Raw genomic sequence first — 22,076 nt, 5'->3', positions numbered from 1 at the left:
TATCTGTTCACAGACAAAACCGATCATCAGTACGGACCCCTCTCGATGCCAGCAGCCTCTCCTGCTCCCGGCGCCGGCAAACCCGCCGGTCGCATCCGCCAGAAGAACGAAAAAGCCATCATCGCCGCCGCCGAGGTGGAGTTCGCCCGCCATGGCTACAAAGGCACCAGCATGAACAGCATCGCCCAGGCGGTGGGGCTGCCCAAGGCCAACCTGCACTATTACTTCAGCAGCAAGCAGGGGCTCTATATCGCCGTACTGAACAACATCCTCGACCAGTGGGACGCCGCCTTCAACGGCCTGACGGTGGACGACGACCCGGCCCAGGCGCTCAGCAGCTACATCCGCTCCAAGGTCGAGTTCTCCCGCACCCAGCCGCTGGCCTCGCGCATCTTCGCGATGGAGGTGATCGGCGGCGGGCAGACCCTGACGGCCCACTACAACCAGGACTACCGCGAGTGGTTCCGCCAGCGCGCCGCGGTGTTCCAGGCCTGGATCGATGCGGGCAAGATGGACCCGGTCGATCCGGTGCACCTGATCTTCCTGCTCTGGTCCAGCACCCAGCACTACGCCGACTTCACCAGCCAGATCTGCATGTTCACCGGCAAGAACAGCCTGAAGAAGGCGGACTTCGAGGAAGCCGCGTCCGCCCTGGAACGGATCATCCTCAAGGGCTGCGGCCTCACCCCGCCCGCCCGCGGCTGACCCGCATCAGCGCCACGGCGCCCGCGCCAGCAGCTCGGCGCAGCGCGCCTGGAGGAACTCGCGCAGCAGGCGCACCGGCCCGCTGAGCTGGTCGCGGTGGGCGCAGATCAGGTTGAGCGGCGTCGGCTCGCCGGGCCAGTCGCCCAACGCCACCTCCAGCCGCCCGGCCTGCACATCGTCCGCCACGTCCAGCCAGGATTTGTACACCAGCCCCCTGCCTGCCACGGCCCAGCGCCGCACCACGTCGGCGTCGTCGCTGACCCGGTCGCCGGAGACGGTCACGGCCAGGCCGCGCCTGCCGTCGCCCAGACTCCAGCGGTCGTGGACCCGGCCGCCGATCATGTACAGCAGGCAGTTGTGCCGGCGCAGTTCGTCCGGGTGACGCGGCCGGCCGTGGCGGGCGAAGTAGTCCGGCGCGGCGCACAGCACCCGGCGGTTGTCCGCCGCCACCGGCAGGGCCACTAGGCTGGAGTCCTCCGGCTCGCCGTAGCGCAGGGCGATGTCCACCGGCTGGCGGAACAGGTCGGCGTTGCGGTCGCTGAGCAGCAGCCGCAGGCTCAGGTGCGGGCGCTCGGCCTGGAAGCGGTCGAGCCAGGGCAGCAGCGCGTTGCGGCCGAAGTCGGAAGGCGCGGCGATCTGCATCACCCCGCTGATCTCCGCCCGCGCGCCGGCCAGCTGCTGGCGACCGCTCTCCAGGCTGGCCAGGGCGGCACGGGCGTGGGCCAGGTACTGCTCGCCCTCGGCGGTCAGCCGCAGGCTGCGGGTGGAGCGCAACAGCAGGCGCACCTGCAGCTCCGCTTCCAGGCGCTTGAGGGCAGCGCTGGCCAGCGCCGGCGAGCAGTCCCGCTCGCGGGCGGCGGCGGAGAGGCTGCCGAGTTCGGCGGTGCGGACGAACAGGGCGAGGTCGTCTAAGCGCAGCATGGCGGCTCCATTTTCAAAAAAAATTTGAAAGAGACTCTATGGCAGGCCGGTTTTTCTCTCCAGCCCGATAAACGAACATGCCGGCAATGCCAGCCCGACCGCACCGGCTAAGCTGGAACTTCTTCTCCCTTTCGCCACGCCCCTTTCGAGGAACTGCCCCCATGAAAGCCATCGCCTATTACCAGTCCCTGCCCGCCGACCACGCCGAGGCCCTGGTCGATATCGACCTGCCAGCGCCGCAGCCCGGCCCGCGCGACCTGCTGGTGGAGGTGCGCGCCATCTCGGTCAACCCGGTCGATACCAAGATCCGCCAGCGGGTCACGCCGGAGGCCGGCCAGCCCAAGGTGCTGGGCTGGGACGTGGCCGGCGTAGTGGTCGAGGTGGGCGCAGAGGTCAGGCAGTTCCGCCCGGGCGATCAGGTGTTCTATGCCGGCGCCATCGACCGCGCCGGCGCCAACAGCGAGTTGCACGTGGTGGACGAGCGCATCGTCGGGCGCATGCCCGGCTCGCTGGACTTCGCCCGCGCCGCCGCCCTGCCGCTGACCGCGGTCACCGCCTGGGAGCTGCTGTTCGAGCGCCTGGGCGTGCGCGAGGGCAAGGGTGATGACGGCCAGGCCCTGCTGGTGACGGGCGCCGCCGGCGGCGTCGGCTCGGTGCTGGTGCAGCTGGCCCGCCAGCTGACCGGCCTGACCGTGATCGGCACCGCCTCGCGCGACGAGACCCGCGACTGGGTACAGCAGCTCGGCTCCCACCACGTGATCGACCACAGCCAGCCGCTGGTGCCGCAGCTCAAGGCGCTCGGCATCGAGCAGGTCGACCTGGTCGCCAGCCTGACCCATACCGACCAGCATCTGGATCAACTGGTGGAGGCCCTGGCGCCCCAGGGCCGGCTGGCGCTGATCGACGACCCGGCCCAGCTGGACGTGGTCAAGCTCAAGCGCAAGAGCCTGTCGCTGCACTGGGAGTTCATGTACACCCGCTCGCTGTTCCAGACCGCCGACATGATCGAGCAGCACCGCCTGCTCAACCGGGTCAGCCAGCTGATCGACGACGGCGTGCTGAAGACCACCCTGGGCGAGCATTTCGGCACCATCAACGCCGCCAACCTGCGCCGCGCCCACGCCCTGCTGGAGAGCGGCAAGGCTCGTGGCAAAATCGTGCTTGAGGGTTTCTGAGGCAGATTGTCGGCAGCTTCGTAGGGTGCGCCGTGCGCACCTTGGACCGGCAACTTCGATGATTCGGTTGTAGTCCGGATGAAATCCGGGGCGAACTATCGTTCAACCGCTTACCGAGTGCTCCGACACCTCTGGCTTCGCCCTCCCGGGCGAGTCACTTTCTCTTGTTTGGCCAAGAGAAAGTAACCAAAGAGAAGGCCACCCCGGCATCCGGCCCCGCCTACGGCGGGGTTCCCTCCTTCCGGTGCCGCTCCGGGGGCACGGCATACACGGGCCATCCCTGGCCCGCTATGCGGGGACGCCTAGTTCTTTCGCCGCATCCCTGCGGCTCGTCCCCCTGCGCGACACCTCCACTCGGCCTCCTGACGGGGACTCGAGCTCCGAGTTGCCTGATGGTTCTTTTCTGCTGCTGCGCGAACTTGGTTCCTGTGGCCACATGCAACACGTAGCTATAAAAAATCCCCGCCGGCGAACCGGACGGGGATCGAATCGTGCGCCGCGGGGAAATCCCCACGGCGTTTTCACATGGGCTTAGCGGGCCAAGCCGCCACCCTGGCGGCGGGTGCGATGGCCGATCAGGGCGAGCAGGCCCGACAGCAGGATCAGCGCCCAGCCCGACAGGGTCGGGGCCGCCGCCGTCGAGCGCACGGTGAGACTGACGGTCGCCTGGTTGTTGCTCGGGTCGGCATCGTCATCGGTGTCGGTATTGCCGGTCACCGTGGTCGGGCCGCTGGGTGCGCCCGGGGTGCCGGTCACCGCACAGGTCACCACGCCGCCCACCGGTACGGCGTCGCCGGCATTCCACGGCGCGCCGCCGGGCGCGAGGGTGCAGGCGCCCTGGCTGAGGCTGGGCGGCAGTCCGGTCACCGAGCAGAGGGTGTTGTCCACCGCGGGCGACGAGCCGATGTTGCTGCAGGTGAAGCTGCCGTTGTAGGGCACGCCCTCCGCCGGTGGCGTGAGGCCGCCGAGGTCGACGCGCATGTCCGGCGCGGTGATGCTGGTGGACGCCGTGGCCGTGTTGTTGCCGGCATTGCTCTCCGAGGAGGAGGTGCCGATGGTCGCGGTGTGGTTCACCGGGCCGGTGGACGGCGCCGTGTAGCTGAAGCTGGCGTTGAAGCGCTGGCCGTTGCCCAGGGTCGCCGGGCCGCTCCAGGTGATAGTGCCTCCGGATGCCGAACAGACCGCCGGCGCACAGGTGACGTCGGTCAGGCCGGGCGGGATGCTCACCGTGTAGCTCACGCCGTTGGCCTCGTTCGGGCCTTTGTTCTCGAACACCACCGGCACGTTCACCGTCTGCCCGGCGACGGCGCTGGCCGGCGGCGAGATGCTGACGGTCACGTCCGCCAGGGCGGAGCCGGAATCGATCACCGTGGTCATGCCGCTGGCGTTGTTGTTGGCGGTGCTGCCGCCCTCGTCCGTGGTGGTCGTGACCCGGGCCGAGACCGGCACGGTGCTGCCCACGGAAGGCGCGGTGTAGGTCAGCACGAAGGACTGTTCCTGCCCCGCGACCAGCGTGGTGCCGGACGGGAAGGTCACCACCATCTGCCCGGAGGCGTCGGGCGTGCCGCAGGTCGCCGGGGCGCCGCAGCTCACACCGGCAGTCCCGGCGGGCAGCTGCACCACGTAGGCGACATCGACGGCATCCAGCGGACCGAAGTTGCGGAAGCTCACCGGCACGCTCACCGTCTGCCCGGCCACCGCCTGGACGGGCGCAGAGACGCTGGCCATCACGTCGGCGACGCTGGCGCCGCCACCGGCTGCGGTGGGCGCGCTGGCGCTGTCGGGCGCGTGGCCCGGGTTGGGCTCCTGCGGGCTGGTAGTGGCGATGGAGGATTGCAGCAGCGTGCTGCCGGAGGCCGGCGCGGTATAGCTGAGCGTCACCGGCGGCACCCACTGCCCGGAGGTCAGGGTGGGCGGCAGGCCGGAGATGGTCACTGCGCCGGTGGCCGGGTTGTAGCTGCAGGTGGCGCCGGAGCAGCTGACGCCCGAGAGGCCGGTCGGCAGGTTGGCGCCGTAGCTCACCCCGGTGGCCGTGGAGGAACCGACGTTGCCGAACTCGATCTGCGCGACCACGGTCGCACCCGGCGCGACGCTGCTCGGCGCGGACACGCGGGTGGTCACGTCGGCGCTGGAGTAGATCAGGATGCCCATGGACGGCTGCTCGGGATCGGACTTCTGCAAGACCCAGAGGTCCAGGCCCAGCTTGTCGGCGAATTCGGTCGTGAGGCTGCAGGTGCTGCTGCCGTTCGAGCCGTTTCCACCCCAGTAGCGGGGATAGCGCGGCGCACCGTTCGAGGTGGCGCCGAAGCCGGCGGTGGAGGCACTGTCGACACCGTTCAGCGCCTCGACGGGCGTGGTGACATGGCGGCTGCTCAGCGTGCCGCCACACAGGTGCTCGGGCGTGCCGTCGGCGGCGATGGTGCCCACCTCCACCCCGGCGCGGGTCTTGTAGGCGCGATCGTCGTAATAGATGGTGGTACTGCCGCTACCCAGGCCGTTGAGCTGGGTGATGACGGGGCCGCCGTTGAAGTTCTTCTCCGCGTCCAGCAGCGGGAAGTGCGCCTCGCCGTTGCGGCCGACCACCTGGAAGTTGTACGGGGTGCCGCCGGCGTTGGCCGGCACCGGCGAGCCGTTGTTGGCCAGGCCGTCCCACAGCACTTCGTTGCGCCCCGCCACGGCCGAGCCTTCGAGCACGCGGTTCAGCGGGTTGGCCACGTCGTAGTCGCCGCCCGCGCTGATCACGATCTGGTAGCTCATCACGTCGGTGGCGTCGAAGCTGATGACGCCGCCGCGGCCCACGTAGCTGTGCGAGGTACCACCCGGCGGGTAGCTGAAGGCGACGTTGTCGATCATCGGCTCCGGCGGAACCAGCGGGATGCCCAGCTCCGTCAGCGTGTCGTCCGCCTGGGTGCCGGAAATGTCCTCGAAGAAGATCGGGTAGGCGGGTGCCTCCAGCGTCACACCGGCATCGATGCTGGCGAGATAGTCGTTGCTGCCGCGCACGTTCTTGTAGAGCGGCTCGTCCGCATCGAGGAAGCCGCGGGCGTTGGCATAGATGGCGAAGGCGTTGGGGTCGAGGCCCTTCATCTGCTGCCGGTAGCGGTAGCCGTCCTGGGTGACGTAGTGGAAGGTCGAGTACAACCGGCGCGGCGTGCCGGTGCTCGGATCGTTGTTGTTGCCGCCGGTCTGGGCCGCGAAGGCATAGGTGAAGACGCGGCCCGGCAGGTCGGCCGTGCTGGTGTCGCTGGCGCGTACCGTGACCTCCCAGCGGTCGAGCTGGGTGCCGCCCGCCTCCATCAGTACACCGTGGATACCGCTCTGGGTGACCTGATAGACGCAGGGTACGTACTGGCTGCCCGTGGTCACGCCCGCCGCCGTGCCGGGACCGGCCAGCTCGGCCGCGCGGGTGTTGATCCGCCCGGTACCGGAGGAAATCGCGCAGTTGGTGGCTGTGCCGCCGGTAGGTGCCTCGTTGCCCTTGGGTCCGAAGTCGGTATCCGGCGTGTAGACGGTGGCGGTGCCGTTACTGTCGCGCCCCAGCAGGATGCGCTCGCCCGCCTGGGCGTAGACGTAGATGAAGGTGCGTGCGCGAATGACGCCGCCGTACGTATTGCCCGAGAAATTCATCAGGGCGCGCCCGGCGTTGGCATTGAGCACCGCATCGTAACCGGACTCTCCGGACAGGTAGCCCTGCGGATACAGGCTGCGGCTCCCCACGGCGCCCGCGTGGCCCGCGCCGAGCAGGCCGGTGACGAGACAGGCCGCCAGGGAGAGCTGCAGCGCCCTCCCCCTTGAGCACTCCGCCCAGGAACGGGACGGCGGTTTTAGGGTTGGACGGATCATTGGCAGTTTCCCCTGGCTTTATATAGTTGTGCGGGCATGGCTGTGCTTATGGCACTCCTAGCCTTCGCATCCTGACAGGGGCGGTCTTCGGGCAATTTTGTCTGAACGGACAACTCCTTTGCCGGAGGGGAAGAAAGGCTCCAGCGGGCGGAAAAAATGCCCAGCCGGTATCGGTTTTCCGAGAGGAAAGAGGGCAGCCTGAGCCCGCGCCGGAACGGCTCGGACGCGCATCGACCATCAGTCGGGCGCTTGATCCAGGTCAGGGAAAAGCGAAACCGCAGGTCTACACTGCAGCTTCACCCTTTTCGTGGAGACCTGCGATGAACATCCTGATTCGCCAGGTGATGACCGCCGAAGGTGCCCGCTGGCAGGTGTGCCTGGACCAGCAGGGCGTGAGCTTCCGCAGCGAGAGCGAGGCGCGCGATTTCGTCAGCGTGCTGCAGAAGCGGCTCCGCGCGCCGCATCCGCTGCCCTGGCGCGCGGCACCCGAGGTGCGAACGGCCGGTTAGCGGCAGCTGCCCGCTCTCGACCAGGCGTCCCTGACTAAGCGACCCTGACCAGGCGCTCTTTCAGAACTCCAGCGACTGGCGCTTGGCATGGCTCGCGCTGAACAGCGCCAGGACCAGCGTGATCACCCCGCACACGGCGATGACCAGGGCCATGGGCCTGGCGCTGCCGTCGTGCAGCGCGCCCACCAGCCCCGAAGCCACCGCCGCCACGGTGAACTGCAGCGAGCCGATCAGCGCCGAGGCGCTGCCGGCGTGGGCGCCCTGCCCCGCCATGGCGCAGGCGGTGGCGTTAGGCAACACACAGGAGAGGCTGGCGGTGCTGATGAACAGCGGCACCAGCAGCGGCCACAGCTGCTCCGGCTTGGTCATGGCCACAGCGAGCAGCGCCAGGGTCGCGGCGCAATAGACCCAGACCGTGCGCTTGAGCCAGTAGCCGGGCCCGTGGTGGCGCAGCATCCAGCCGTTGAGCTGGGCGGTGAGGATGAAGCCGGCGGCGTTGGCGCCGAACAACCAGCCGTAGTGCTCGGCGGGCACGCCGTAGAGGTCGATGAAGACGAAGGGCGAGCCGGAGATGTAGGCGAACATGCCCGCCATGGCCACCCCGCCGGTCAGCCCGTAGCCCACCAGCAGGCGGTCGCGCAGCAGCACCAGATAGCGCCCCAGCGCCCCCGTCAGCGGTTGCGGCGGCAGGCTCTGCGGGCGGGTCTCCGGCAGCCACAGCAGCACGGCCACCAGGCACAGCGCGCTGAACAGCACCAGACCGAGGAAGATCGACTGCCAGCCGAACAGCTGCAGCAGCAGCCCGCCGCCCAGGGGCGCGAGGATGGGCGCCACGCCCATCACCAGCATCAGCTTGGAGAACACCTTGGCCGAAGCCAGCGGGTCGCACAGGTCGCGCACCACCGCCCGCGAGATGACCATCCCGGCGCAGCCGCCGAGGGCCTGGACGAAGCGCGCCACGATCAGCCACTCCAGGCTCTGCGCCAGCGCGCAGGCCAGCGACGCCAGGGTGAACAGCACCAGCCCGGCCAGCAGCGGCCAGCGCCGGCCATAGCGGTCGGCCAGCGGGCCGTAGACCAGCTGGCCCAGGGCGGTGCCGGCGAAATACGAGGCCAGGGACAACTGCACATGCTCGACATCGGTGCCGAAGACCAGGGCCAGGGTCGGGAAGCTAGGCAGGTAGAAGTCGATTGCCATGGGCCCGAAGGCGCTGAGGGTGCCGAGGATCAGCAGGATGCGAAAGCTCATTGATTGTCCACCGGAAAACGAAAGGCGCCCCGAGGGGCGCCTTGAGATCATACAGGCCAGTCTCTGGTCAGGTCAGTGCGGCTCCGCCGCCACCTTCTTCCTGCGACCCAGTTTCTCGCCCAGGGACTCCACCAGTAAATAGAACATCGGGATCATGAATGTCGCCAGCACCGTCGCGGCGAGCATGCCGCCGATGACGCCGGTGCCGATCGAGTGGCGGCTGGCCGAGCCGGCGCCGGAGCTGATCGCCAGTGGCAGCACGCCGAGGATGAAGGCCAGCGAGGTCATCACGATCGGGCGGAAGCGCAACTTGGCCGCCTCGAAGGCGGCGTCGAAGATGCCCTTGCCTTCGGCGCGCAGGAGCACGGCGAACTCGACGATGAGGATGGCGTTCTTCGCCGCCAGGCCGATCAGGGTGAGCAGGCCGACCTGGAAGTAGACGTCGTTCTGGATGCCGCGCAGCCACACCGCCAGGATCGCGCCGAACACCGCGAAGGGCACGGCGGTGACCACCGCCAGCGGCAGGGTCCAGCGCTCGTACTGGGCGGCCAGGATCAGGAACACCATGATCAGGCCGAACACGAAGGCGACGCTGCCCGAGCCCTGGGTCGCCAGCTCCTGGTAGGCCGAGCCGATCCAGCCCAGGGTGTACTCACTGCCGAGCACCTCGTTGGCCACCTCCTGCATGGCGGCCAGGGCCTGGCCGGAGCTGTAGCCCGGAGCCGGGCCACCGAGGATCTTGGCCGCGGGGTAGACGTTGAAGCGGGCGAAGGTGTCCGGGCCGAGGATGCGCCGCACCTTGATCAGGCTGGTCAGCGGCACCAAGTCGCCGCCGCTGGCGCGCACGTAGACCTGGGACAGGTCCTCGGGCTTGCGGCGGAACTCCGACTCCGACTGCAGGCTGACCTGCCAGGTGCGGCCGTACAGGGTGAAGTCGTTGACGTAGTAGCTGCCGAAGGTGGACTGCATGGCGGTGAACACGTCGCTGATCGACACCCCCAGGGCGCGCGCCTTGGTGCGGTCGAGATCGATGTAGTACTGCGGCACGTTGGCGCTGAAGGTGCTCTGCACGCCGGCCAGCTCGGGGCGCTTCTGGGCGGCGCCGAGGAAGGCCTGGACCTTCTCCTGCAACTGCTCGACGCTGCCGCCGGCGCGGTCCTGGATGTAGCCCTCGAAACCGCCGGTGGTGCTCATGCCGGTGATCGGCGGCGGGTTGAAGCTCATCACCACGCCGTCCTTCTCCTTCAGCCCCATGCCCATGAAGGTGCGGGTCAGGTTGCGCGCGTCGGTCTCGTCCGTGGTGCGCTCGGACCAGTCCTTGAGCGGCACGAAGGAGACGCCCGCGTTGCTGCGCAGGCCGAAGGTCAGCACGTCGAAGCCGGCGAAGGTGACCACGTCCTGCACCGCCGGGTGCTGCATCAGCTGCTCGGTGAAGTCGTGGGTCAGCGCGTCGGTGCGGTTGACCGAGGCCGCCGGCGGCAGGAAGTAGGCGTTGATCACATAGCCCTGGTCCTCGTCCGGCACCAACGAGCCGGGCACCCGGCCGAACAGCACGACGATCAGCGCGATCATCCCGCCGAACAGCAGCAGGCCGATCAGCGAGCGCCGCAGGAAGAACGCCACGCCGGCGCCGTAGCCCTCGGTCATGCGCTCGAAGAAGCGGTTGAAGACGCGGAACGGCGCGGCCGGCTCGCGGTGCTCGTCCTTCAGCAGCAGGGCGCAGAGCGCCGGCGACAGGGTCAGCGCGACGATGCCGGAGATCACCACCGACACCGCGATGGTGATCGCGAACTGCTTGTACATCTCCCCGGCCAGGCCGCCAAGGAAGCCCACCGGCACGAACACCGCGCACAGCACCAGCACGATGGCGATGATCGGCCCGGTCACTTCCTCCATCGCCTCGATGGCCGCCTCGCGGGCGCCGAGCTTCTTGGTGCGCATCACCCGTTCGACGTTCTCGATCACCACGATGGCGTCGTCCACCACGATGCCGATCGCCAGCACCATGCCGAACAGGGTCAGCAGGTTGATCGAGAAGCCCAGCAGGTACATGCCGGCGAAGGTACCGACCAGCGACACCGGGATCGCCAGCACCGGGATCAGCGTGGCGCGCCAGTTCTGCAGGAAGATGAACACCACCAGCACCACCAGCACCAGAGCCTCGAAGAAGGTGTGGATCACCTCCTCGATGGAGACCTCGACGAACTTGGTGGTGTCGTAGGGAATCTTGTAGGCGATGCCCTCGGGGAAGCGCTTGGCCAGCCGCTCCATCGCGCTGCGCACCGCCTCGGCGGTGTCCAGGGCGTTGGCGCCGGGCTGCAGGTAGACGCCGAACGCGGCGTTCTGCTGGCCGTTGAGCGAGGTCACCAGGGAATAGTCCTGGGCGCCCAGCTCGATGCGCGCCACGTCGCGCAGCAGCAGGCTGGCGCCGGTGGCGTCGGAGCGCAGGATCACGCTCTCGAATTCCTTCGGGTCCTTGAAGCGGCCCTGGGTGGTCACCGTGTAGGTGAAGTCCTGGGGCGTCTGCAGCGGCTGCTGGCCGAAGCTGCCGGCGGCGAACTGGGAGTTCTGCTCGCGGATGGCGTTGACCACGTCGGTCGGCGTCAGGTCGTACTGGGCCAGCTTGTCCGGCCGCAGCCAGATGCGCATGGAGTAGTCCTTGGAGCCGAACTGGCTGACGTCGCCGACGCCGGGCAGGCGCTTGAGTTCGTCGATGACGTTGATCAGCGCGTAGTTGGAGATGAACACCGGGTCCTTGGAGTCGTCCGGCGAGTACAGGGCGACCACCTGGAGGATGTCCGAGGACTTCTTCTCCACCTTCACGCCCTGCCGGCGCACCTCCTCCGGCAGCTTGGCCAGGGCGGCCTGCACCCGGTTGTTGACGTCGATGGTGGCCTGGTCCGGGTCGCGTCCCACCTCGAAGTACACCGACAGGCTCATGGCGCCGCTGGCCGCCGAGTTGGACAGCTGGTAGATCATGCCCTCGACGCCGTTGATCTGCTGCTCCAGCGGCGCCGCCACGGTCTCGGCGATGACCTGGGCGCTGGCGCCCGGGTAGCTGGCCGACACCGACACCTGGGGCGGCAGGATCTGCGGGTACTGGGCGATGGGCAGGGCCTTCATCGCCGCCAGGCCGGCCAGGATGATGACCACGGAAATGACGGTGGCGAACACCGGCCGATCAATGAAGAACTTCGAGATCACGGCGCTCGCTCCTCTACTGCGCGGCAGTCGTGGCGGGCTTGTCGACCACCTTCACCGGCGCGTTCGGGCGGACCTTGGGCAGGCCCTCGACGATCACCCGGTCGCCGGCGCTCACCCCGCTGTCCACCGCCCAGCGGCCGCCGGCGGTCTGCGAGGTGGTCACTGGGCGCGCCCGCGCCGTGCCCTGCTCGTCCACGATGTAGACGAAAGTGCCGCTGGGCCCCTGGGAGATCGCCCGCTCGGGCACGGTGATCGCCTCGGGCTTGCTGAGCCCCTTGACCACCACCCGCACGAACTGGCCGGGCAGCAGGCTCTGCTCCGGGTTGGGCACCACCGCGCGGACGCTGACGGTGCCGGTGCCGCGGTCGACCAGGCTGTCGGTGAAGTCGACGCGGCCCTCGGTCGGGTAGGTCGAGCCGTCGCCGAACTTCAGTTCCACCCGCATGTGCTCGCCCTCCAGCTTCAGGGTGCCGGCGGCCAGGCCGCTGCGCACCCGCTCCACCTCGCGGTCCGGGGCGGCGAAGTTGACGTAGAGCGGGTCGAGCTGGGTGATCTGGGTCAGCAGGCTGGCGTTGGGATCGCCCGCCACCATCAGGCTACCCTCGGACACCGTCTCCTTGCTGGTGATGCCGGAGATGGGCGCTTCGACGGTGGTGTAGTCGAGATCGATCTGGCGGGCCTGCACCTCGGCCCTGGCGGCCTCGATGTTGGCCTTGCTCTGCTCGAAGTTGGAGACCGCGTTGTCCAGTTCGCTCTCGCTGGCGAAGCCCTTCTTCTGCAGTTCGCGGATGCGCTTGAGGTCGCGCTCGGTCTGCCGGTAGCGCGCCTGCTCCTGCGCCAGCGCGCCCTTGGCCCGCGACAGCGCGGCCTGGTAGGGGCGCGGGTCGATGCGGAACAGCACCTGGCCACGCTTGACCTGGCTGCCCTCCTGGTAGGTGCGCTCCTGGAGGATGCCACTGACCTGGGCACGCACCTGCACCTCGCGGTAGCCGGCGGTGCGCGCCGCGTACTCCAGCTCCAGCGGCACCGACTCGGTCCTGGCCACCTCCACCACCACCTCCGGCGGCGGCATCTGCTGCTCGCCCTGCTCGGCCGCCTGCAGCAACGGGCTGAACGCCGCGCCGAGCAGCAGCATTTTCAGGACGAAGGGAAACGGGCTCGCAGGCATGGTCATCTCCGTGACGTCTTGGGCAATGGCCTGTTGGCTGCCATGGCATTTACATACATGTGCGTCTGTAAGCAACGACGACAGCCCCGAAGCCGTTACACTGTGCACTCTCCAGAACAGAGCCTAGCCCGATTCCTCCAGCCCGCCATGCGCAGAACCAAAGAGCAAGCCGAACAGACACGCGCCGCCATCCTGGCCGCGGCCGAGCAGTTGTTCCTGGAGAAAGGGGTGGCCCACAGCACACTGGACCAGATCGCCCGCGCCGCCGGGGTGACGCGCGGGGCGGTGTACTGGCACTTCCAGAACAAGGCGCATCTGTTCCACGAAATGCTCAGCGAGGTGCGCCTGCCGCCAGAGCAGATGGCCGAGCGCCTGAGCGGCGACGGCGGCGTCGATCCGCTGCTGTCGCTGCGCGACCTGTGCATCGAGGCGGTGGCCAGCATGGCCACCGACGAGCAGAAGCGGCGCATCTTCACCATCCTGCTGCACCGCTGCGAGTTCACCGACGAGTTGCGCGAGGCCGAGCAGCGCCACAACGCCTTCGTCAGCCTGTTCATCGAACTGGTGGAAAGCCTGTTCGCCCGCCCCGGGTGCCGCGAGCGCCTGCAGCCTGGCGTCACCCCACACCTGGCGTCGCGGGCAATCCACGGCCTGCTGGTCGGCCTGTTCAGCGACTGGACCCGCGACCCCGGGCTGTTTGACCCGCTGCGCGACACCGCACCGCTGATCGATGCCCAGCTGCGCGGCCTGCTGCGCGACTGGGCGCCGCCCGCCGAACGCTAGGGAAACGCTGAAAAAGCGCCTCACCGTCACGCCCGCACAGGCGAGAGTCCAGGCGCCGCGAGGTCTCCGGATTATTCCCCTTCGGGCCAGCGAGAGCGCTGTTCAGCGATACAGCTGCTGCCCCGCCTGCGCGGGAGTTACGACTATTTCAGGCCATCCCCAGGGTCTATCGACGCTTCGGCGCAGCGCCCAATCGCGCCAGGCCGGAGGTGCTCCGCTAGACGTAGGACGGCAGGGAATGGTGTTCCCTTGCCAAGTCCTGCAACGACGGAGGGGGGCTATTTGACGCTTAACCCGAAGTGACGGCCTTTTTGGGCTATGTCCCCGTTAGATGTTGTAGTGCCCTGACCCCTTCTGGATCCCCGCCTGCGCGGGGATGACGAGGTAAGGGTGGAATTTCCAATTTCTTCCGAAACCGTCATTCCCGCGCAGGCGGGAATCCAGGGGCAGGCAGCTGCAGCGTCCAGATAGAGGGGCTTGCCTGCGCAACGCGTAGGTCGGGTTAGCCGCTTGCCGACGTAACCCAACCGACGGTGCCGTAGTCGATTGCACTGGTGGGTTACGGCCTGTGGCCTAACCCACCCTACGGGGTCCTATTGATATTGCGGGCAGGCCGTTTCCGCAGGGCAGCGGTAGCGTCTGCAACACGCAACGGAGACATAGCTTTCTTACACGGAACGCCGCTGTTCAACGGCTCATTGGGGCAGCCAAATTTCGCGTCTCGCTCCGCACAAAAACTGGCGCGGTCGAGCCGAAACGCCAACAGTCCCTCTAGGCCGGTTCGGCGGCGTAGCCTTCCTCGCGGATCGCCGCCAGCACCTGCTCCAGACTCAGGCGGCTGGCCACCCGCACCTCGCCCGCGCCCAGGTCCACCTGCACCTCGGCGGCCGGGTCGCCGGCGTGGATCGCCTGGGTGATGGCACGGACGCAGTGGCCGCAGGTCATGCCCGACACTTTCAGAATCTGCATGGCGTTTTCCTCGTTAGGTTTGACTGACGCGCTCAGTGTCGAGCTTGCCATCGTGGCAAGGTCAAGGCTTGCGACTTGTCGTCACGGGCCGGCTGGACCAAGCTGGACTTCAGTTTCTGGAGGTTTGCCATGCGTCCGCTCCCCATCCTGTTCGCGCTGCTCGCCCTGCCGGCCCTGGCCGACCAGGCGCCCCCCGAATCGCCGGCCGTGCCGGCCCCGCCACCGGCGATGCCCGCCGCCGTGCCGCTGGCGCCCATGACCCTGGGCGCGCCCATCGACTACGGCGTGCTCACCGTCTCCCGCGAGCGCCTGGAAGTCTCCACCCCCTGCGACATCGGCCTGTACCTGCAGGGCAACCTGGCCGCCCGCCTGTACCAGGGCCAGTCGGTCACCCTCAACCTGCCGCCGGGCAACGTGCTGGTCCGCCTCGGCCAGCTCGGCGGCGGCCATTGCCAGCCGCGCTTCGAGCAGCTGCACAGCCAGACCCTGCGCATCAACGCCGGCGAAGTGACCAAGTACCGCATCGCCATGGAACCCGCGGGTCTGCGCCTGATCCCGGCGCCGCTCAACTACTGATGCGACAAGCCGGCGCTTGACCTTGCCCAGGTGGCAAGGTTGATTCTAGGGGCGAATCCAGTGGAGCCGCCCCATGAGCACAGCCCAGACCTTCGACCTTCCCATCCGCGGCATGACCTGCGCCAGCTGCGCCGGCCGCGTCGAGCGCGCCCTGAACAAGGTGCCCGGCGTGAGCGCCGCCAGCGTCAACCTGGCCAGCGAACGCGCCCACGTCGAGGCCGGCGCCGGCCAGCTGGGCGCGTTGCTGGATGCCGTGCAACAGGCCGGCTACGAGGTGCCGCTCGGCAGCCTGGAGCTGGCCATCGGCGGCATGACCTGCGCCAGTTGCGTCGGTCGCGTCGAGCGCGCCCTGGGCAAGGTGCCCGGCGTGCGCGGCGCCAGCGTCAACCTGGCCAGCGAGCGCGCCCGTGTCGAACTGCTGGAAGGCACCGACCCGGCCGTGCTGATCGCCGCGGTGGAACAGGCCGGCTACTCCGCCAGCCTGCTGGACGCCGCCCCCCGCACCGATCCACAGGCCGCGCTGCGCCGCGAGCGCCTGGCGGTGGTCCTAGCGCTGCTGCTGGCCGTGCCGCTGGTGCTGCCGATGTTCGCCGAGTGGGCCGGGCTGCACTGGATGCTGCCGCCCTGGGTGCAGTTCCTGCTGGCCACACCGGTGCAGTTCGTCCTCGGCGCGCGCTTCTACAAGGCGGCCTGGAAGGCGGTGCGCGCCGGCACCGGCAACATGGACCTGCTGGTGGCCCTGGGCACCAGCGCCGGCTACGGCCTCAGCCTCTACCTCTGGGCCACTGCGGGCCACCACGCGCCGCACCTGTATTTCGAGGCCTCGGCCGTGGTCATCGCCCTGGTGCTGCTGGGCAAGTACCTGGAGAGCCGCGCCAAGCGCCAGACCAGCGCCGCCATCCGCGCGCTGGAGGCGCTGCGCCCGGAACACGCCACCCGCCTGGCGGACGGCCGCGAGGAACAGGTGGCCCTGGCTGCGCTGCGCCTCGGCGACCTCGTAGTGGTGCGCCCCGGCGAACGCTTCCCGGTGGACGGCGAGGTCAGCGAGGGCCGCAGCCAGGCCGACGAGGCGCTGATCAGCGGCGAGAGCCTGCCGGTCGCCAAGGCGCCGGGCGACAGGGTCACCGGCGGCGCGATCAACGGCGAAGGCCGGCTGGTGGTGCGCACCACGGCACTCGGCGGCGAGACCGTGCTGGCGCGGATCATCCGCCTGGTGGAAGACGCCCAGGCGGCCAAGGCGCCGATCCAGAAACTGGTGGACCGGGTCAGCGGCGTGTTCGTCCCCGCCGTGCTGGTGATCGCCCTGCTCACCCTCGGCGGCTGGCTGCTGGCCGGCGCCGGGGTGGAGCAGGCGCTGATCAACGCCGTGGCGGTGCTGGTGATCGCCTGCCCCTGCGCCCTCGGCCTGGCGACCCCGGCGGCGATCATGGCCGGCACCGGCGTAGCCGCGCGCCACGGCATCCTGATCAAGGACGCCGAGGCGCTGGAGCTGGCGCACAGGGTCTCGGTGGTGGCGTTCGACAAGACCGGCACCCTCACCTCCGGCCAGCCGCGCGTCGTCCACCTGGCCGCCGCCGGCATCGAGGAGAACGAACTGCTGCGCCTGGCCGGCGCCTTGCAGCAGGGCAGCGAGCACCCGCTGGCGCGCGCCGTGCTCGACGCGGCGGGCGAGCGGGACATCCACCTGCCGGCGCTGGCCACCAGCCAGGCGCTGCCGGGACGCGGCATCCGTGGCGACGTGGAAGGCCGCACCCTGGCGCTGGGCAACCAGCGCCTGTTCGACGAACTGGCGCTGGCCAGCGACCTGCAACAGCAGGCCGGCGCCTGGGAGGCCGAGGGCCGCACCCTGTCCTGGCTGATCGAGCAAAGTGAGCCGCCCGCGGTGCTGGGCCTGCTGGCCTTCGGCGACAGCCTCAAGGAAGGCGCGGCCGAGGCCATCGCCGCGCTGCGCGAGCGCGGCATCGAGAGCCACCTGATCAGCGGCGACAACGCCGGCAGCGCCGGCGCCGTGGGCCGCGCCCTGGGCATCGACCGGGTCCACGCCCAGGTGCTGCCGGCGGACAAGGCCGCCCACGTCGCCGACCTGAAGCGAGGCGGCGCCACCGTGGCCATGGTCGGCGACGGCATCAACGACGCCCCGGCCCTGGCCGCCGCCGACGTCGGCATCGCCATGGGCGGCGGCACCGACGTGGCCATGCACGCCGCCGGCATCACCCTGATGCGCGGCGACCCACGCCTGGTGCCGGCGGCGCTGGCCATCAGCCGGCGTACCTGGAGCAAGATCCGGCAGAACCTGTTCTGGGCCTTCGTCTACAACCTGGTGGGCATCCCGCTGGCCGCCTTCGGCCTGCTCAACCCGATGCTGGCCGGCGCCGCCATGGCACTGTCCAGCGTCAGCGTGGTCAGCAACGCGCTGCTGCTCAACACCTGGAAACCGGAAGGAGAGAAACGCCCGTGAACATCGGCCAGGCAGCGAAGCACAGCGGACTCAGCGCCAAGATGATCCGCTACTACGAATCCATCGGCCTGCTCCGACCGGCCGGGCGCAGCGAGAGCGGCTACCGCCTGTACGGCCCGCAGGACCTGCACGTGCTGGCCTTCATCAAGCGCTCCCGCGACCTGGGCTTCTCCCTGGAGGAAGTCGGCAGGCTGCTGGCGCTCTGGCAGGACCGCGAGCGCGCCAGCGCCGACGTCAAGGCGCTGGCCCTGGCCCACATGGACGAGCTGAACCGCAAGATCGGGGAACTAACCGCCCTGCGCGACACCCTGGGCGAACTGGTCGGCCACTGCCAGGGCGACGACCGGCCGGACTGCCCGATCCTGCGGGATCTGGAGTCGGGCAGTCCGGCGGGCGGGCACGACTGCGGCGGCCCGGGAAAGCACTGCGCCAGGTGACGGACTGCCGGAAAGCAGAACGCCGGCCACGAGGGCCGGCGTTCCTTTCACCCGAGGCGATGCACGCCTCGCTTCAGATACCTCAGAAGCTGTACTTCGCCGATGCGGTAAAGCTGCGCGGCGCACCGTAGGTCAGGGCACCGTAGGCGTCGAAGACATCGAAGTACTTCTCGTCGGTCACGTTGTTGGCGTTCAGTTGAGCCGTGAGGTTCTCGGTGATCTCGTAGCGCGCCATCAGGTTGACCAGGGCGTAGGCGTCCTGCTCGACCTTCTCGGTGGCGCCAGTCGCACCACTGGCGTAGGTGTAGATGGAGTCCTGCCAGTTCACACCGCCACCGATGGTCAGCTTGTTGAGCACGCCCGGCAGGCGATAGGTGGTGAAGGTACGCAGCAGCTTGGTCGGATACAGCGTGTTGACTTCGTTGCCGTCGGCGTCCTCGACATCGAACTGGGTATAGCCCGCCGAGAGATTCCAGCCAGGTGCCAGTTCGCCGGAAACTTCCAGCTCGAAGCCCTTGCTGGTCGCCCCCTCGGTCGCCTCGTAGGCGTATCCCTGAGAGGCATCGGTAGGATCGATCAGAGAGCCGGTGCTCTTGCCCAGGTTGTCCTGCTTGATCTGGAAGATGGCGGCGGATGCGTTCAGACGGCCATCGAGGAACTCGGCCTTCAGGCCGGTCTCGTAGCTTTCGCCGACGATGGGATCGAGCATCTTCTTGTCGGCGTCGCGCACCGACTGCGGCAGGAATATCTCGGTGTAGCTGGCGTAGGCGGAAAGGTTCTCGGTGAGGTCGTAGACGATGCCCGCATAGGGGGTCACTTCGTTGTCCACGTCGATCTTGGAGTTGCCCTGCTCTTTCTCGTAGTTGCTGTTCCGCGCGCCGAGGATCACCTTGAGGTCGTCGGTCAGGTTCAGGCGGGTGGCGACGTACAGTCCTTCTTGGGTCGTCTCGCTGGCATCGGAATCGCTCAGGGGCTGCCAGTCCGGCTCGGGAATAGCGCCCTGGTAGTGGATGAAGTCGTAGTTGCCGAGCGGGATGTAGCCCCGGGTATCGGCGTCGAAGTCCTGCTCGCTGTGGGAGTAGCCGAGCGCCACTTCATGGCTGCGGCCGAACAGTTCCACAGGGCCGCCGACCTGCAGGTAGTAGTCATCCTGAGTGGTCTCGGTCTTGTACGAGCCGGCGTTGAAGCCCGCGAACGGCGCCATCGGCCCCGGCAGCTCCAGCGCTCCGGTCACCGGATTCGGGAAGCCGTACGGGTAGACCAGATAAGAGTCGGCCTCGCGCTTGCCACGGGTGTAACCGGCCTTGGCATGCCAGTCGTTGGCGAAGGTGTGCTCGAGGTTGGCGAAATAGGTCTCGTAGCTGGTGTCCCACTTGCTCCAGTCGGCGGACAGGGTCTTGGAACGGCTCCAGTCGGTGTCGCGGCCATCGGAGTACCAGAGCGGCAGCCCGCCCCAGGCGGGAGAATCCGATTTGTTCTCCTGATTGCTCGCACCGAACCACAGGGTGGTGTCGGGCGTCAGGTCGATGTCCATGGTGCCGTAGAAGGACTGGCGTTCGTTGGAGTGCAGGTCGATCCAGCTGTCGCCTTCGTTGTACTCGCCGACCAGGCGGGCACGCACGGTGCCGGCCTCGTTCAGGGCCAGGGACAGGTCGCCCAGGGTGCCGTAGGTGTCCCAGGTGCCGGCGCTCAGCGCCACCGAGCCCTTCAGCTCCCGACTGCTGGCGCGCTTGCGCACCATGTTGAGCGACGCGGAAGGATCGCCGGCGCCTGTCATCAAGCCATTGGCGCCGCGCACCACTTCGACGCGATCGTACATGGACAGGCTGCTGAAGATTTCGCCGGAACTCCACGGCTGCTCCCAGATAGTGGAGACGCCATCGATCATCAGCGAGTTGAGCTGGAAACCACGGGCGTTGATCTGGCCGCGGCTGGTTTCATAGCGGTTCATCGAGATACCGGTGGTGTTGTTCACCACATCGGTGATGGTCTGCATGTCCTGATCACGCATGCGCTGCTGGGTGACCACGCTGACCGACTGCGGCGTCTCGCGCAGGGACATGCTCAACGGGGTGGCGGTGCGCGCCGCCTCGGTGGTGTAGGACTGGGTGTCCTCGGTGACGGCGTTGCGTTCCCGGGTGGCGGTGTCGGTGATGGACAGCGGCGCGAGGGTGACGCCGTCCTCGGCCTGCTCGGCGGTTTCCGCCGCCTGGGCCAGGGAAGGCATGGCGATGCCGATCGCCAGCATGTGCACGGCCAGGGCCAGCGGGCGAATGGACACGGACGAGCGCTCACCTACAGCGCCCTGCTGACGCCGGGTAACGAGAAGGGACATGGGATGCTCCGAATGACTGCATGTTGTTTATGAGAATAATTATCATGGTAATTCCAAACATCATGTAGCGAAAGAGGGGCCGTAAAGAACGTAAACGCCGGCGATCGCCGGAATGGGTCGGCGAGGAGCGCCTGGCGCCATCTCAAATAAAAATATTTCTTATTTACGTTCGATTGATGCCGCCCTTATCCTTTCCGCCATCACCGCCTCCGAGCCCCGTGCCGTGCCGATCCGCCGCCATCCTCTCGACACCCTCTCACCGCCGGGATCGGCCGAATGAACTGGCTCGGCATCGACCTGCGCTGGGCCTACGGCGACCTGCTGCTCAGCCTCAGCCGGCAGACCCGCTGCGTGCAGCGCGCCTACGACGTGCTGCACGACGCCCTGCTGCGCTTCGCTCTGGCCCAGCACCAGCAGCCCATCGCCCAGCCCGACGCCTACCTGAGGCGCGTCGCGCGCTCGGTGCTGGTCGATCATTTCCGCAAGGAGAACCGCTACGGCCCGCTGCCGGACGATGACCTCGACGCCCTCGAAGCCATCGGCGACGCCTGCATGCCGTCGCCCGAGCACCTGCTCGACCTGCAGCGGCGCTTGCAGGCCCTGCAGCGCATCCTCGACTGCCTGCCGCCGCGCTGCCGCGAGGTGTTCTGGCTGGCCCGCATCGAGGGTTGCGGCCAGCGCGAGATCGCCGAGCAGCTGGGCATCAGCCTGAACATGGTGGAGCGCCACATGATGCGCGCCCTGCTCGACCTGCGCGCGGCCCGCGAGCTGCTGCAGCCGTGAGCGGCGTGCGCGAGGAGGCCGCCCGCTGGTTCGTCCGCCTGCACAGCGAGGGCGACGCGCGCCAGCGCGCGCGTTTCGAGCGCTGGCTGGCGGCCAGCCCCGAGCACGCCGCCGAGTACCAGGCCTTCGCCGAGCTGTGGGGCGAGCTGTCCTCGCCACGCGGCAGCGAGGCGCTGGCCGACGCCATGGAGCGGCGCCGCACCACGCGCCGCCGCCATCTGCTGCGCGGCACCCTGTGCGGCGCGCTGCTGGTGCTGGCGGGCTTCGCCGGCCTGCACCTGTATCGCCAGGGGCCTCAGGACCTGGCCCTGCAGACCGGCATCGCCGAACAGCGCCAGGAACGCCTACGCGACGGCAGCGCCGTGAGCCTCAACGCCGACACCCGACTGCACGTGAAATACGACGAGCACCAACGGCACGTGGCCCTGCAGCGCGGCGAGGCGGTGTTCGAGGTCGAGCGCAATCCAGACCGACCCTTCGTCGTCGATGGCGGGGTGGCGCGGGTCACCGTGCTCGGCACCCGCTTCGCCGTCGACCGCTTGCGCGACCGCCTGCGCGTCAGCGTGGACCACGGCCTGGTCCGGGTCGACAGCCTGACCGCGCCCGGCCAGAACCTGCAGCTGCGCGCCGGCGAGGTGGTGGAAGTGGACGCGGAGGGCGAGCTGCACCGGCTGTCGCTGCCGGCGGACAATGCCTTCGCCTTCCAGGCGGGACGGCTGGTGTTCGAGCAGGCCGACCTCGCCGAGATCGCCGCCAGCCTGTCGCGCTACCGCCAGCAGCCGGTGCGGGTGGTCGGCGGCGGCGGTCCGCGCATCGACGCGGTGGTCCAGCTGGGCGAGGTGGAGGACTTCCTCGACGCGCTGCCGGCGATCGCGCCGGTGCGCCTGGAACACCAGGCCAGGGCCACCCTGCTGCACCCGCGCTGAACCGCTGCCGCTTCGGCAGCGGACGACCGTTCGTCG

General features: G+C 68.7%; 16 protein-coding genes. 9 read left to right on the top strand and 7 right to left on the bottom strand.

Annotated features, from left to right (window positions below; genetic code table 11):
- Window positions 1–45 precede the first annotated feature (45 nt).
- On the top strand, window positions 46–705 hold the full coding sequence (locus N7640_RS19640) for a TetR/AcrR family transcriptional regulator (protein WP_220811728.1): 660 nt from the start codon (window positions 46–48) through the stop codon (window positions 703–705).
- Window positions 706–711: 6 nt separating this feature from the next.
- On the opposite strand, the gene N7640_RS19635 is transcribed toward N7640_RS19640, so the two are convergent.
- A complete protein-coding gene (locus N7640_RS19635) occupies window positions 712–1,626 on the bottom strand; it encodes a LysR family transcriptional regulator (protein ID WP_279905290.1) in 915 nt (304 codons plus the stop codon).
- 161 nt (window positions 1,627–1,787) lie between these two features.
- On the opposite strand from N7640_RS19635, the gene N7640_RS19630 reads away from it, so the two are divergent.
- Window positions 1,788–2,801, top strand: a complete 1,014-nt coding sequence (locus tag N7640_RS19630) for a zinc-binding alcohol dehydrogenase family protein (protein ID WP_279905291.1) — start codon at window positions 1,788–1,790, stop codon at window positions 2,799–2,801.
- Window positions 2,802–3,332: 531 nt separating this feature from the next.
- On the opposite strand, the gene N7640_RS19625 is transcribed toward N7640_RS19630, so the two are convergent.
- The gene (locus N7640_RS19625) at window positions 3,333–6,644 is read right to left on the bottom strand and encodes an IPTL-CTERM sorting domain-containing protein (RefSeq protein WP_279905292.1); all 3,312 of its coding nucleotides are present in this window, start codon (window positions 6,642–6,644) and stop codon (window positions 3,333–3,335) included.
- Between the two features lie 320 nt (window positions 6,645–6,964).
- On the opposite strand from N7640_RS19625, the gene N7640_RS19620 reads away from it, so the two are divergent.
- Window positions 6,965–7,153 (top strand): hypothetical protein, encoded by a 189-nt coding sequence (locus tag N7640_RS19620; protein WP_220811719.1) that lies wholly within the window; start codon window positions 6,965–6,967, stop codon window positions 7,151–7,153.
- A 60-nt stretch (window positions 7,154–7,213) separates the two neighbouring features.
- Here the strand turns inward: N7640_RS19620 and N7640_RS19615 are convergent, their stop codons facing one another.
- From N7640_RS19615 to N7640_RS19605, 3 genes are all read right to left on the bottom strand, one after another.
- On the bottom strand, window positions 7,214–8,401 hold the full coding sequence (locus tag N7640_RS19615) for a multidrug effflux MFS transporter (RefSeq protein ID WP_279905295.1): 1,188 nt from the start codon (window positions 8,399–8,401) through the stop codon (window positions 7,214–7,216).
- Window positions 8,402–8,473: 72 nt separating this feature from the next.
- Window positions 8,474–11,605 carry an efflux RND transporter permease subunit gene (locus N7640_RS19610; protein WP_279905296.1) on the bottom strand — a complete coding sequence of 1,044 codons (3,132 nt, stop codon included), beginning with the start codon at window positions 11,603–11,605 and terminating at the stop codon, window positions 8,474–8,476.
- 13 nt (window positions 11,606–11,618) lie between these two features.
- Window positions 11,619–12,773 carry an efflux RND transporter periplasmic adaptor subunit gene (locus N7640_RS19605; protein WP_279905298.1) on the bottom strand — a complete coding sequence of 385 codons (1,155 nt, stop codon included), beginning with the start codon at window positions 12,771–12,773 and terminating at the stop codon, window positions 11,619–11,621.
- A 147-nt stretch (window positions 12,774–12,920) separates the two neighbouring features.
- On the opposite strand from N7640_RS19605, the gene N7640_RS19600 reads away from it, so the two are divergent.
- Window positions 12,921–13,556: a TetR family transcriptional regulator gene (locus N7640_RS19600; protein WP_220811713.1), complete on the top strand. Its 636-nt coding sequence runs from the start codon at window positions 12,921–12,923 to the stop codon at window positions 13,554–13,556.
- Between the two features lie 771 nt (window positions 13,557–14,327).
- Here the strand turns inward: N7640_RS19600 and N7640_RS19595 are convergent.
- The gene (locus N7640_RS19595; protein ID WP_279905300.1) at window positions 14,328–14,525 is read right to left on the bottom strand and encodes a cation transporter; all 198 of its coding nucleotides are present in this window, start codon (window positions 14,523–14,525) and stop codon (window positions 14,328–14,330) included.
- A 129-nt stretch (window positions 14,526–14,654) separates the two neighbouring features.
- On the opposite strand from N7640_RS19595, the gene N7640_RS19590 reads away from it, so the two are divergent.
- The 3 genes from N7640_RS19590 to cueR all read left to right on the top strand — a co-directional run bounded on the left by N7640_RS19590 (window position 14,655) and on the right by cueR (window position 17,996).
- Window positions 14,655–15,101 (top strand): hypothetical protein, encoded by a 447-nt coding sequence (locus tag N7640_RS19590; RefSeq protein WP_262880188.1) that lies wholly within the window; start codon window positions 14,655–14,657, stop codon window positions 15,099–15,101.
- 73 nt (window positions 15,102–15,174) lie between these two features.
- Complete coding sequence (locus N7640_RS19585) at window positions 15,175–17,559, top strand: heavy metal translocating P-type ATPase (protein ID WP_279905302.1); 2,385 nt, start codon at window positions 15,175–15,177, stop codon at window positions 17,557–17,559.
- Window positions 17,556–17,996, top strand: a complete 441-nt coding sequence (gene cueR / locus N7640_RS19580) for a Cu(I)-responsive transcriptional regulator (RefSeq protein ID WP_279905303.1) — start codon at window positions 17,556–17,558, stop codon at window positions 17,994–17,996. Before N7640_RS19585 ends, cueR begins: the two co-directional genes overlap by 4 nt.
- Window positions 17,997–18,078: 82 nt before the next feature.
- On the opposite strand, the gene N7640_RS19575 is transcribed toward cueR, so the two are convergent.
- Window positions 18,079–20,331: a TonB-dependent siderophore receptor gene (locus N7640_RS19575; protein WP_279905305.1), complete on the bottom strand. Its 2,253-nt coding sequence runs from the start codon at window positions 20,329–20,331 to the stop codon at window positions 18,079–18,081.
- Between the two features lie 276 nt (window positions 20,332–20,607).
- On the opposite strand from N7640_RS19575, the gene N7640_RS19570 reads away from it, so the two are divergent.
- Window positions 20,608–21,114, top strand: a complete 507-nt coding sequence (locus N7640_RS19570) for a sigma-70 family RNA polymerase sigma factor (RefSeq protein WP_279905306.1) — start codon at window positions 20,608–20,610, stop codon at window positions 21,112–21,114.
- Window positions 21,111–22,040, top strand: coding sequence for a FecR domain-containing protein (locus N7640_RS19565; protein ID WP_279905307.1), 930 nt, complete (start codon window positions 21,111–21,113; stop codon window positions 22,038–22,040). The genes N7640_RS19570 and N7640_RS19565 overlap by 4 nt, the downstream gene beginning before the upstream one ends.
- Window positions 22,041–22,076 lie beyond the last annotated feature (36 nt).

The organism is Pseudomonas sp. GD04015 (assembly GCF_029837675.1).
GTDB classification, from domain to species: Bacteria; Pseudomonadota; Gammaproteobacteria; order Pseudomonadales; family Pseudomonadaceae; genus Aquipseudomonas; species Aquipseudomonas paralcaligenes.
The sequence above is the reverse complement of the archived record's forward strand: the minus strand, read 5'-3'. Positions and strand labels throughout refer to the sequence as shown.

Coding starts and splice junctions, on each gene's coding strand:
- N7640_RS19640 (WP_220811728.1), top strand. CDS start 46: ATGCCAGCAGCCTCTCCTGCTCCCGGCGCCGGCAAACCCGCCGGTCGC.
- N7640_RS19600 (WP_220811713.1), top strand. CDS start 12,921: ATGCGCAGAACCAAAGAGCAAGCCGAACAGACACGCGCCGCCATCCTG.
- N7640_RS19615 (WP_279905295.1), bottom strand. CDS start 8,401: ATGAGCTTTCGCATCCTGCTGATCCTCGGCACCCTCAGCGCCTTCGGG.
- N7640_RS19595 (WP_279905300.1), bottom strand. CDS start 14,525: ATGCAGATTCTGAAAGTGTCGGGCATGACCTGCGGCCACTGCGTCCGT.
- N7640_RS19570 (WP_279905306.1), top strand. CDS start 20,608: ATGAACTGGCTCGGCATCGACCTGCGCTGGGCCTACGGCGACCTGCTG.
- N7640_RS19620 (WP_220811719.1), top strand. CDS start 6,965: ATGAACATCCTGATTCGCCAGGTGATGACCGCCGAAGGTGCCCGCTGG.
- N7640_RS19605 (WP_279905298.1), bottom strand. CDS start 12,773: ATGCCTGCGAGCCCGTTTCCCTTCGTCCTGAAAATGCTGCTGCTCGGC.
- N7640_RS19625 (WP_279905292.1), bottom strand. CDS start 6,644: ATGATCCGTCCAACCCTAAAACCGCCGTCCCGTTCCTGGGCGGAGTGC.
- N7640_RS19575 (WP_279905305.1), bottom strand. CDS start 20,331: ATGTCCCTTCTCGTTACCCGGCGTCAGCAGGGCGCTGTAGGTGAGCGC.
- N7640_RS19635 (WP_279905290.1), bottom strand. CDS start 1,626: ATGCTGCGCTTAGACGACCTCGCCCTGTTCGTCCGCACCGCCGAACTC.
- N7640_RS19590 (WP_262880188.1), top strand. CDS start 14,655: ATGCGTCCGCTCCCCATCCTGTTCGCGCTGCTCGCCCTGCCGGCCCTG.
- N7640_RS19585 (WP_279905302.1), top strand. CDS start 15,175: ATGAGCACAGCCCAGACCTTCGACCTTCCCATCCGCGGCATGACCTGC.
- N7640_RS19630 (WP_279905291.1), top strand. CDS start 1,788: ATGAAAGCCATCGCCTATTACCAGTCCCTGCCCGCCGACCACGCCGAG.